Source organism: Acinetobacter legionensis, from assembly GCF_057165765.1.
This window is the reverse complement of sequence record NZ_CM169896.1, coordinates 3,759,684-3,772,280: the sequence shown is the minus strand read 5'-3', so window position 1 is coordinate 3,772,280 and position 12,597 is coordinate 3,759,684. Positions and strand designations below refer to the sequence as shown.

Annotated in this window: 6 protein-coding genes and 3 pseudogenes; 4 read left to right on the top strand and 5 right to left on the bottom strand. The window is 38.2% G+C overall.

The features are described from left to right. Window positions 1–87: 87 nt before the first annotated feature. Window positions 88–697 (top strand): annotated as a pseudogene (locus tag AC2G3J_RS17145) (class I SAM-dependent methyltransferase). Window positions 698–975: 278 nt separating this feature from the next. Continuing rightward, entirely contained in the window at window positions 976–3,162 is a 2,187-nt protein-coding gene (locus AC2G3J_RS17140) for a TonB-dependent receptor (protein WP_483770359.1), read from the top strand. Between the two features lie 149 nt (window positions 3,163–3,311). Here the strand turns inward: AC2G3J_RS17140 and pta are convergent, their stop codons facing one another. From pta to AC2G3J_RS17125, 3 genes are all read right to left on the bottom strand, one after another. Beyond that, window positions 3,312–5,453, bottom strand: a complete 2,142-nt coding sequence (gene pta / locus AC2G3J_RS17135; RefSeq protein ID WP_336954569.1) for a phosphate acetyltransferase — start codon at window positions 5,451–5,453, stop codon at window positions 3,312–3,314. A gap of 218 nt (window positions 5,454–5,671) precedes the next feature. Continuing rightward, the gene (locus tag AC2G3J_RS17130; RefSeq protein WP_483770358.1) at window positions 5,672–6,889 is read right to left on the bottom strand and encodes an acetate/propionate family kinase; all 1,218 of its coding nucleotides are present in this window, start codon (window positions 6,887–6,889) and stop codon (window positions 5,672–5,674) included. 418 nt (window positions 6,890–7,307) lie between these two features. Continuing rightward, window positions 7,308–8,573, bottom strand: coding sequence for a glutamate-5-semialdehyde dehydrogenase (locus tag AC2G3J_RS17125; RefSeq protein ID WP_336954572.1), 1,266 nt, complete (start codon window positions 8,571–8,573; stop codon window positions 7,308–7,310). A gap of 303 nt (window positions 8,574–8,876) precedes the next feature. Here AC2G3J_RS17125 and AC2G3J_RS17120 point away from each other — a divergent pair. Together AC2G3J_RS17120 and AC2G3J_RS17115 are read left to right on the top strand one after the other, a co-directional pair. Further along, window positions 8,877–9,924 (top strand): annotated as a pseudogene (locus AC2G3J_RS17120) (alpha/beta fold hydrolase); the annotation flags it as partial. 77 nt (window positions 9,925–10,001) lie between these two features. Beyond that, window positions 10,002–10,229, top strand: a pseudogene (locus AC2G3J_RS17115) (alpha/beta fold hydrolase); the annotation flags it as partial. A gap of 90 nt (window positions 10,230–10,319) precedes the next feature. On the opposite strand, the gene AC2G3J_RS17110 reads toward AC2G3J_RS17115, so the two are convergent. Then, window positions 10,320–11,165, bottom strand: coding sequence for a class I SAM-dependent methyltransferase (locus AC2G3J_RS17110; RefSeq protein ID WP_336954574.1), 846 nt, complete (start codon window positions 11,163–11,165; stop codon window positions 10,320–10,322). Window positions 11,166–11,402: 237 nt separating this feature from the next. Next, window positions 11,403–12,422 carry a beta-N-acetylhexosaminidase gene (gene nagZ, locus AC2G3J_RS17105; protein WP_336954575.1) on the bottom strand — a complete coding sequence of 340 codons (1,020 nt, stop codon included), beginning with the start codon at window positions 12,420–12,422 and terminating at the stop codon, window positions 11,403–11,405. Window positions 12,423–12,597: the final 175 nt, after the last annotated feature.

The window sequence follows — 12,597 nt, the reverse complement described above, 5'->3', positions numbered from 1 at the left end:
TAATCTTATTGAAATAAATTTCAGATTTTACAGGGTAAAAAGCTCAATACTCTTTGAAGTCGGAAGCTTGGGCTGAATAACAACAATATGGAAAACTATACACATCTTGCGAAAAATATTATTGAAATTTTAAAAAAATGCCCGTGCATGGACTGATTTACGTGGGGAATTTCTTTATGAAAAAGCGTGGTTGGATCGCTTTTTAACTTTTAATTCCAGCTCACTCTCATATTCTGGATTTGGGCTGTGGTTCAGCAAAGCCCATTACTGCTTATTTGATTGAGCAAGCGAATACAGTGACAGGTGTTGATAGTTCTGATGTGATGATTGAAATGGCGAAACAGAATTTTCCTGAGCACACTTGGATTTTAGCTGATATGCGAACAGTAAATTTAGATCGCAAGTTTGATGCAATACTTGCTTGGGATAGTTTTTTCATCTTACACCACAAGATCAGAGAAATATGTTTGAAATTTTTAATCAATATACAAAAGCTGGTGCTACTTTAATGTTTAGCAGTGGACCATCCCAAGGGGAGGCGATTGGAGAGATGTTTGGTGATGCTCTGTATCATGCGAGCTTATCATCGGCTGAGTACCACGAACTATTTAAAAAGTATAATTTTGCAGTGATAGCGATGATTGCAGAAGACCGTAATTGTACAGGACATACTGTTTGGTTAGCCAAGCGAATATAAAATACCTAGATGAAAATAAATTAAGCAATAAATTAAAAATATCTAAAAATTTTAAGATTCTCAAATTAAGAGACTCATCTATTTTAATTGTGAGTATTAAAGTTATTTTTTAGTTAAATTTCTAAATAAGAAAAAAAAGCCTATCTCCTTTAATGTACTTTTCACGTTTATTTTATTTACCTATGATTATTTTGTAGTTAAATTAGCATGTTATTGTAAATTTTGGTGAGAAATTGTATTATAATGATAACTATTCTCATTATGTTTTTGGTGTAATCATGCCTTTTGTTAAAAAAAGCTTAACTTTAATGATGCTGTCGACGGGAGGACTTTTCGTTTCCTCTCTAACATTTGCAAATACAGATAGCAGTGAAGAACAGAAAAAAAGTACAGCAACGCTTCCCACGATTGTAATTGAAGCAATGAATGATGGTGACCCAATAAAAACATATGTGGACTATAAACAAGCCAATGTTACGAGAAATGGTTTAGATAAAAAAGATATACCACAAACGATTGATACAATTGATGTTTCTAAATATAAGCTATATGGTGCAAATGATTTGAGTGTCATGCTACAAGGCACACCAGGCGTTTCAACCAGTTACGATATGCGTGGTGATGGTATTATGCTGCGTGGGTTTAGTGCGGATTCTGGGGATATCTATCGTGATGGTGTGCGTGAAAGTGGACAAATACGTCGCAGTACCGCCAATGTTGAACGAATTGAAATTTTAAAAGGTCCTGCATCTGTATTATATGGCCGTAGTGGCGGCGGTGGTGTGATCAATATGGTCACCAAATATGCAAATTTTGACTCGGGAAGCTCAGTTGGGGCATACGTGGGTTCTTATGACAATGTTGGCGGAACGCTTGATATTAATAAAGTACTTAATGATAACTGGGCTGTACGTTTGGTTGGTGAAAAGTCAGATACCAATAGTTTCCGTTCAGAAATTGGTGCCAATGAGGAAATGATTTCTCCAAGTGTGACTTATCGTAGTGATGATGAAAAGCTACTTTGGACAACGGAATTTACTTACGACAATATAAATCGAGTTCCTGATCGTGGGCCTGCTTATGATAATTTGCCTGCAGGAACTTCAATTAAGATGGGGTTTGCTCAACCTGGTGATTATGTAGAAGATATTCTTCAAACAATGCGTACAGATGTTAAATATGAATTTGCACCAAATTGGAAATTTCATTGGGGCTTAAGCCATCGTGAGTCGGAACAAAATTTTGATCATTTTTATTTAGGCTCTATGTGTACTGCTGACGTGAAGCCAACGAATACAAATAAAGGGTGTTATAAAGGTTATATCAATCAAATTTATTATTGGCAACAGACAACCAATAAAACCACAACCAATACTTGGGATATAACTGGTGAGTTTAATACTGGGACAATTAAACATAATATTCTAGTCGGTACAGACTGGTCTTATGAGCAGAGAGAACCCTTACTATCAAATAAAAACAAGGATGGCTCATTGATTTATGGGTTTGTTAATCCATTAACAGGTGATCGTTTTAGTAACCGTGGTACAGGGCATATTACTACCTCGCATAATTATAATGAAGGAACAAATTATGCGCTTTTCCTTCAAGATCTTATTAGCTTCAATGATCAGTTTAAAATGATGTTAGGCGGGCGATATGATTACTATGAATCAAAAACCACAAATAAATTAGAGAGTTCAACCTCATATCGACAATCACGCGAAGTTAAAGATGAGACATTTAGTCCAAATGTAGGTTTTGTATGGCAACCCGTCCCTGAGCAAAGTCTATATGCATCTTATAGTCGAAGTTTTTCACCCTTTGGTGGTAATATGGGCGTCAATGTTATAAATGCAACTGATGACCTAAGCGCATTTAATTATGAGCCACAATATCTTGATCAATATGAAGTGGGTATCAAAAGTGATTGGCTAGATTCTAAGCTAAACACCCAACTATCTGTATTCAATATTAAAAAACATAATATTCGAGCGCGTAAAGATCCAGATGATAATAACTCGCCTTATGTTGTTATTGGTGAAAATGAATCTAAAGGATTAGAGTTTAGTTTTATTGGTCAGGCACTGAATAATATTTATGTTCGAGGTGGCTATGGTTATACAGATGCCAAAATTACTAAACATGATGTAAGACCTGAATTAGTTGATAATAATTTACGCAATGTGTCCAAGCATACAGGCAATTTATTTGTACGTTATCTTCCTACCGAAAAAATTTATGGCGAGGTTGGTGCAACCTATATGGGGGATTATTATACTTCTGATGAAAATACCATCAAAATGCCAGATTGGACTCGTGTAGATGCTGCAATTGGTTATAAAGACGATAAATGGGGCGCGACGATTGCTGTAAATAATTTAACGGATAAAGAATATTGGCGTTCAAATGCAATGCTAGGGACTCCTCGAAATTATTTATTCCGTTTAAACTATTTCTTCTAAACTTTAATCTCATCGGAAAAGAGGTTGCCTGATTACCATGATAGCAATCTAATCGTTTGGTCAGATGAAAGCATGATGCATGCGTTTATAGTAAGTCGATAATAAAAACCACCCAATTGATTTGGGTGGTTTTTATTATTAGTAGAGAATTAATGTGTAGTTTGTTGTTCTGACTGAATCGCTGTCAATGCAATGGTAAACACAATATCATCCACCAATGCTCCACGAGACAAATCATTTACAGGTTTATTTAAACCTTGCAGCATTGGACCAACACTGACGACATTGGCAGAGCGTTGAACCGCCTTATAAGTCGTATTGCCCGTATTGAGATCAGGGAAGATAAAGACATTGGCACGACCTGCAACTTGAGAGTCAGGGGCTTTAGAACGGCCAACACTTTCAACGGATGCAGCATCGTATTGCAAAGGGCCATCAATCAATAAATCTGGACGACGTTGTTTGGCAATTTCAGTGGCTTTAGCTACTTTTTCGACTTCTGCACCTGCACCTGAGGTTCCTGTTGAATAAGAAATCATGGCAATACGTGGGTCAATACCAAATGCTTTTGCTGAGTCTGCGGATTGAATTGCAATCTCTGCCAATTGCTCAGCATCTGGATCGGGGTTGATTGCACAATCACCGTATACATAAACCTCATCTGGCAACAGCATAAAGAAGATTGAAGAAACCAATGAGTACTCTGGTGCGGTTTTGATCAGCTGGAATGCAGGGCGCACCGTATTGGCGGTAGTATGTACAGCACCAGAAACCAGTCCATCGACTTGATCAAGTGCCAGCATCATCGTACCAAGGACCACAGTATCTTGCAGTTGCTCACGTGCTTGTAATTCGTTGAGTTTGCCTTTACGTAATTCAACCATTTGCGTCACGTAGTTTTCACGGATCAGATCTGGATCAATAATCTCTAAATCCACAGGAAGTTCGATATTACGTGCTTTGGCGACTTCAAGTACCGCTTCAGGTTTTGCTAACAATACACATTGCGCAATACCGCGTGATTGACAGATCGCTGCGGCTTGAATAGTACGAGGTTCATCGCCTTCGGGCAGTACAATACGTTTTTTTGCAGCAATTGATTTTTGTACCAATTCATGACGGAATGCGGAAGGGGATAAACGAGGTTTATAGTCACCGTTCAACATCTGGGTCAGCCATGCTGGATCAATATGGCTTGAAACGAAACGGGTCACTTGATCTGCGCGTTCGGTATCATCCACAGGAATTTCATTGCTTAAATTGGCAAGCTGCTGTGCTGTTTCAAAGGTACTGAGTGGTGTATGTAAAATAGGTAGACCATTTTTAATTGCAGACTGGCAGAATTCTAAAACCAATGGATTTGGCTCATGATGTTCAGTTAAAACTAAACCTGCGAGTGGAATGCCATTGCTGGTGGCTAAACTGCTCGCCAATAGCACATCAATACGATCAGAAGCACTGATAATCAGTTCGCCTGCAACGAATTTTTGTAGCTCATGTTCAATATTTGAAGCAATTAAGCTACTGTGCAACACACGACGTGTGTTAGCTTTGCCCTGATTAATCCATGTGGCTTGAATTTGTTTAGCTAGGTCTGAAATACGTGGCACACTTAAGGTATCACTGAATGGAACTAAGCCAATAATTGGGAATGCTGCTGAACCAATGTGTGCATAAGTTTTTTGAATTTCAGTTTTAAATTTTTCAGTATCTGCAACTAAACGTAAACTTGGATCAATGGTTACTGGAATTTGTGCAGATTCAGCAGGTAGACCACGAGTACGCATAAACAATACGCCCGCATTACGCGATGATGATGCTCCACCAAAATTACGTACTTGTGCTTCAACTTTTTCAGCAGTTTGTTCTGGTTTTTCGATATTGGCATTGCTGACGAAGATGACTTTGGCATCTAAAGCTTGCGCTAAAGAGGCATTTAAATCACTGGCAAAAGCATCACGAGCAGTTGGTACTAAGCCCTCTACAATCACAATGTCATGGGACTTTGCAATTTGGCGTTGTAAGCTGACCGCTTCTTCAAGGAGTTCATCTGTTTCACCATCATTGAGCTGTTGTGTGATTTTTACATAAGCTATTGGTTCAACTGTATCTAATTTTGAAATATGACGGTAAAGCGCAGTTGTGCGATCTGGTTCAGTGATTAATTCTTGTGAAAATGGTTTTAAAAAACCGGCTTTAACACCGTGGCATTCCAATGCATAGACCAAACCTAAACACGCCGACGTTAAGCCAACGCCTTCCCCAGTCGGAACTAATAAAATTGTTTTCATAGACGATTCTTTAATCAGTAAATAGTGTGAATTCATGGATAAATTGAAGATGAATATCTCCAATCATCTACAAGACTGGTTTATATATTTATGCCAGCTTAAACGATTACAAAATAGCTTTATATCAAAAATCTGATTAAGATCATTATAAATAATGATCTTGAGTATGCTGCTATTTCAACATGTACACGCAAAGCTCGTACAAGACTTACGACAGCTTAAGCTGTCGTAATATCAGATTCAGACTTTTTTGCAGCCTGTTGTACCTCGTGTTCTACAACATGAACCGTTTCTTTAGCGATTCGACCTTCTTCATCGGTTGGAATTACCCAAATTTGAGGGCCTGTTCCTGCATCAATTCGACCTTCTGTTCCACGTTTTAAACCATCATTCTGTTCTTTGCTAAGGTTGAAACCGAAGTGAGGTAAGTAAGCAACAGTTTTTTCACGAATGTAGGCAGAGTTTTCGCCAATACCACCAGTAAAGAACAAACCATCGATACGTGGTAAGCCACAGCTTAATGCAGCCAGAGATTTGGCTAAACGATAACAGAATACTTCAATCGCTAAAGTTGCATCTTCATTGCCTTGTTCTGAGGCATCAATCAAGGTACGCATATCATTTGAAAGATCAGATAGGCCTAGTAAACCTGATTCGCTGTTTAGCATTTTATCAATTTTATAGATATCCCAGCCTAAGTTTGAAGCAAGGAAGCTATGAATGCTAGGATCAACATCACCACTACGTGTGCCCATCACCACGCCTTCGAGCGGGGTAAGTCCCATGGATGTATCGACACTTTGACCGTTCCAGATTGCGCAAGTTGAGCTACCGTTGCCTAAGTGTGCTGTTAACCAACCGCCATGTTTGTAGCTACCCGCAAGTTCAGAACCACGTTCAGAAACATAAGCATGACTGGTACCATGGAAACCATAACGACGAACATTGTGTTGTGTATAAAGAAACTTTGGTAAAGCATAACGATATGCATGTGCAGGCATGGTTTGATGGAATGCAGTATCAAATACTGCAACCTGTGGTAATTCAGGGAATAGGCGCATTGTCGCATCAATACCGACTAAATGAGCAGGATTATGCAGCGGTGCAAGCGGTGTTGCTTCACGAATTTTTTCTACAATTTCAGGTGTCAATAATTCCGCTTTGGTTAAGGTACCCCCGTGAACGACACGGTGTCCAATGGCTTGAGGCTTATATTGTGATAAGCGACCTAAGATCGTTTCTAAAGCTTTTTCATGGTCTGCATAAGGAATTGACAGTTCAAGAGGCTGATTACCCGCCGTGATTCCTTTAATACGTGCATCAGCAGAACCTAGGTTTTCTGCTAAACCAAAGATTCGATCTTCACGACGTTCAGAAACAAGCGCATATTTGATTGATGAAGATCCGCAGTTAATTACTAATACTGATGTAGACACGTTTGAATACCCGAAATTATAATTTAAAAAAGTCATCCTGATTGATCTGATTATGCTTGTTTATATAGGGCAAATTAGATCGGCAGTCATGTTGTACCATGTGTAGTTTTTTTGTCCTAGATAGACTTTAGGTGATTAGACTTTTGGACTATCGACCTGATATTGATTAATAATTAATATTTATCAATTGATTGTTAAAAATTATCACTCATTGCCGTTTTTATCTATCTGCATTATATAGTTTCTTGTAAATAATCTTGTCCTATAAAAATGATGTTGTTTTGGTGTTTTAAAATTTAATTAATTGTTTTTTTATAAAAAAAATTGAATTTAGTTATATTTTAACGATGTATTAAAAGTAAAAAACTCAGCATTTATTGTTAAGATAAATGCTGAGTCGAGTTATTCATGCTTGGAATTAATGACGAATCTGACCATCTCCCAAAACAATCCATTTTTGAGAGGTTAATCCTTCAAGACCAACTGGACCACGGGCATGAATTTTATCTGTAGAAATCCCAATTTCAGCACCTAAGCCATATTCAAAACCATCAGCAAAACGAGTCGAAGCATTGACCATGACCGAACTTGAATCTACGCGTGTCAAGAATTGACGCGCTAAGCTAAAGTTCTCGGTGATGATTGCATCAGTATGATGTGAACCATACTTGTTAATATGTTGAATGGCTTCCTCAATCCCTGTCACAATTTTCACTGCTAAGATTGGGCCTAGATATTCTTCATACCAATCCTCTTCACTTGCTGGTTTTACAGCGTTGCCTAAGATTTTTTGAACATTTCTACAACCACGTAATTCAACGTTTTTTTCTGCATAAAGCTCGGCGATACGTGGTAAAAACTCCTCAGCGATTTTTTCATCAACCAAGAGAGTTTCCATTGCATTACATACACCATAACGATGTGTTTTGGAGTTTAATGCGATAGGAAGTGCTTTATGTAGATCAGCTTGAGCTTCAACAAAAACATGGCAATTTCCATCGAGGTGTTTAATCACTGGGATGGTTGCCTCATTGGTGATGCGTTCAATCAAGCTTTTACCACCACGAGGTACAATCACATCAACATATTCAGACATGGTAATTAATTGGCCCACGGCTGCACGGTCAGTGGTGTTTATCACTTGTACACAAGTTTCTGGTAAGCCCGCTGCTTTTAAACCATGTTGGATGGCTTCAGCAATTGCTTGATTTGAATTCAATGCTTCAGAGCCACCACGTAAAATGATGGCATTGCCAGATTTTAACGCAAGTGAGGCAGCTTCAAGGGTAACGTTTGGGCGTGATTCATAAATCATGCCGACCACACCTAAAGGCACGCGCATTTTACCAATCTGAATACCTGTTGGGCGGAAAGCAAGATCCGTGATTTCACCAATCGGATCGACAAGACCAATGACATCTTTTAAGCCTTGTAACATTCCTTTAAAACGTGTGGGGTTGAGTTCTAAACGATCAAGTAAAGCACTATCCAATTGATTGTCACGACCTTTGCTCATGTCAATTTGGTTGGCGGCCAAGATTTGCGGTTGACTATTTTCCAAAGCAGTATAAATCGCAGATAAGGCATTATTTTTTGCAAGTGTAGTTGCGCCTGCCAAAACACTAGCGGCTTGGCGTGCTTGCTTCCCTACAGTTTGCATATACTGTTCAATTGAGTCTTGCATAGCAGTTTATTTGATCATTAAAAATTTCCCTTTGATAGTAGCAGTCTAAGTAAAGCCAAGGAAGTATTTCACTGAAATAAACTTATTTTGTGTTGCCAGAACTCAGAATATTTTGCAAAGTCTTTTGCCATTTAAACTGGATAAACGGTCAATTTAGCGATTGCGTATAAATCACACATCTGTAAGAATGAAACAATAAGGACATTGAAGTGATACAGAATTTATACGTATCACGAATTTGAAAGAATAATGCGGGTCAAAATCTTGCATATTAAAAGAATAAAGCAAGGATGGAGGAAGGATATGAATTCCATTATCCAAATGGACACAGAATCACACCAATCTTTATCAAGCTTTGGTTTTTTCGACATATACCACAAAAATAGTTTTAAGCAGGAACCAAGAACAACTTGGATTGATGGCTGGAAAATTGAGTATATGGCGATCGCAGATCCACGAACAATTCACAATACCCCTATTGTGATTGTGGGTGGAGCATTCCAAAACTTTAACTCATATAAATATTGTGTAGAGCAGTTTTTTGAAAGTGGCCCAGTCATTCTGATTGATTTGCCCTCAATGGGCGCCAATCAACAAATCACCAATATCGATTCTGGCTTATCAGCAGGTACATTAGAGTTACCAGATCTTTCTCGTATGTTGGGACAGTGGCTTGATATTGTCGCGATTGAAAAGGTTGCCGTGGTGGGGATATCTTTAGGTTCTGTGATTGCTTCATTTTTTGTTGATCAACGTCCAGAATTGGTCGAGAAAATGATCCTGATGGGCGTCATGCAAGAAACGCGTAAAAGCTGGCGGATGCTGTTAGAAGAATCATTGATGCTGATGAAAGAACAACGTATGGGGGAGTTTGGTCAAGCGGTCATTTTGTATTTAGTCAATCATGCTAAATTAGACAAAACCCGAATGTCGCCTACAGCAAAAAGATTGTTCTTTAAGCAAATGGCTGAGTTTTCTCATACAGAACAAGAACGTTATGAAATCAATTGTAATCGCTTATTGCGGTTAAACCATGTGCCGGTCCCTCAAGTCAATACGCTGGTGGCATGTGGTCAATACGACAGTTTTACCTTACCCCATGAAAATGCAAACTTTGCTTTGCAATGTCCAGACATGCAGTTTGCAATGATTGCCAATGCAGATCATGTTCCACAATTACAGCGTCGTAAAGAAACCATGACCTTATTCACTACTTATTTAAAAGGTGATTCTATTCAAGGGCTAGATGGCATTGTTAATTTCACACGGGAACAAATGCAACATATCGAGCGCCGTGGAGAACAACGTATTCAAGTGCTTGATCCGCATCGCCAGTTGAGCCACCGCCATTCAAATAGAGTGATACAGGTAGATGTGATTGATTTAAATTATTTTGGTCTGTTGATAAGCCTTGATCATCAACAGGATTTAGCTTTTGTCAATGAACATACCCGTGATTTGGCTTTAAACTTAAGTGATGATGAAGGTGAGTTTGCGATTGAATGTTTGATTTTTGAAACATCTGAATTTGGTGTTCGCGCTCTATTTAAGCATGGTAGCTTTGAAAATGCAGATCGCTTATTACGCTTTATCGCGCGCCAAACTCAAACAGTACCGGTGTGTATTGAACAAGAAAATGCTGTAGCTTTAAGGTAGTCAGGGTTTATTCTGTTAAAAAACCAGTCTTTTTCACTGGTTTTTTATAGTTAGGAGTTCAAGTCTCGATCATAGCAACAAATGATTGCTTTATCGTTGTGCATCAATCATCCACACCAAATCACCTAGATGTTCTTCAGCATCGTGTTCAATTGAATTTTTATTAAAATAGGAACTAGGCTGGATTACTTCAACTTTTTGAAAACCAGCTTGATAGATAAAATTTTTCACTTGTTCTGGATTGATAAAGTGAAAGGTAAAAGCACTTCGAGACATGATTTTTAATAGCTTGCTACTATTCCAAATCACTTTAGCCAGTTTGTTTTTTACAGGTTCAGGATAGAGGTCTGTGAGATAATGTAAGCTCTTGAAGTCTTGTCCGTACTGGGAAATCGATTGAATCAATTGTTGTAAAAGTGCTTTGGTAAAGTAGTTAATTAAACCTTCACTGATCACAACGAGCGGTCGTTGGGGATCAAATACGTCAAAGGCTTTTTTAAAATCGTCTGTAAATAAATCTACAGACAATACATCTGGGCTCGCGTTATCAATTTGCTTAAGCGCTGCTTGCTTAGTTTTTGCCATATCGGGCAAATCTAATTCACGATAATCAATCGTGGGATAATGTTGCCTAAACCACCAACCTCTTGGTGATAGTCCTGCGGCTATTTCTAATACTTGTAAGTCAGGAGACTGTTCGATCAGTTTAGCTAAGCGCTCATCTAACATAGTATGACGTTGTTTGAGTGTGGTACGCATACTGCCGCCTACATATTTTTCTCCCCAACTTTCTATTGGATGGGCAATCATCGCTAAAGTTTTACCCTTTGATGTAGCAAATAATGGATGAGAAATTCCCATTTTATACCAAATATAGCCTGTGTAATGGGCTGTAAATGAGATATGGCGGTGCTTTGAAAGTTGTTGGTCTGACATAGTTATCCTTAACTTATATTTTTTCTAATTCGATGATTACGAAAACAATTAAAAAGAAGACTAAAATTTAATTTTACTCAGTTCTTCTTTTTTATCCTTCCCAATGCACTATTTAGAGATATGCATTTTAAGCTTTTTAAACTGTTAAAAAGCTTAAATTTTTCTCTTTCTTTTTATAAAAAGAAAGAGATGTTAATTTTTCTAGATCAACATCATATAGATGTGTTTCTATTCTTTTTAAAGTGAATTTTTAAATTCTTCAATGACTCTTTTGACAGTTTGCCATTCATTTCCAAGCTCAAATTTTTCACCAATGGTGATATCTGGAATTTTGCCACGCATACGTTCTAAACGTGCTTGATTTGGTAATGGTAGATTGTTAATTCCAGCCAATGCAATACATGCTGATTCACGATTATTACACACCAAGCCCATATCGCAACCAGCTTCGAGAGCAGCTCGGATACGTGCGTCTGCTCCGCCTGCGACACAAGCAGCTTGCATACTTAAATCATCTGAGAATAACACACCATCAAATTGAAGTTCTTGACGTAAAATCGTTTCAATCCAATAGGGTGAAAAGCCCGCAGGATTTGGATCTACATTTTCATAAATAACATGTGCAGGCATAAGTGCATCCAGCTGGGTTTGTAACTGAATAAAACTTTGCATATCATTATTATAAATATCTTGGTATTCACGTGGATCAATTGCTGCAGCAACATGAGAATCTGCTTTAACTGAACCATGTCCAGGGAAGTGTTTGCCTGTAGTTGCCATACCAGCACGTTGCATCCCTTTCATAAATGCACTAGCTAGGGGCACAATATCTTGTACATTTTTTGCAAAGGCGCGATCGCCAATCACATCACTTATATCATTGAGATCTAAAACAGGGGCAAAACTAAAATCAATCCCGACAGCAAGCACTTCAATTGCCATGAGCCAACCACATTGTTCAACCAGTGTTAATGCTTTTTCAGGTTGAGTTAAGTAAAGCTCACCAAAATGCCCCATAGCTGGTAGTAGAGTAAACCCTTGTTTTAAGCGTTGTACTCGCCCCCCTTCTTGATCAACTGCAATAAGAATGTCTGGGCGAATTTGGCGCATATGATCGGTTAATGCGCGAACTTGTGCAGGTGATTCTATATTTCTTGAAAATAAAATCATGCCACCGACTTGCGGAGTTTGTAATAGTTCAATATCTTCTTGAGTAAGTTCTGTGCCTGCAATATCAAGCATCAATGCGCCGATCATAGGAATCCACGGTTGTATTTATTTAAACTGGGAAACAATACCCGATTTCTGCAATGATTTGCTACACTTAGTCAGTACAGATTATGCTAAAACTACACAACATAAACAGATAAAGTCGTTTAAGATATTGAAACTGTTGAGTTCAGATTGAAAAACGATATAGAAATTGGAAAAC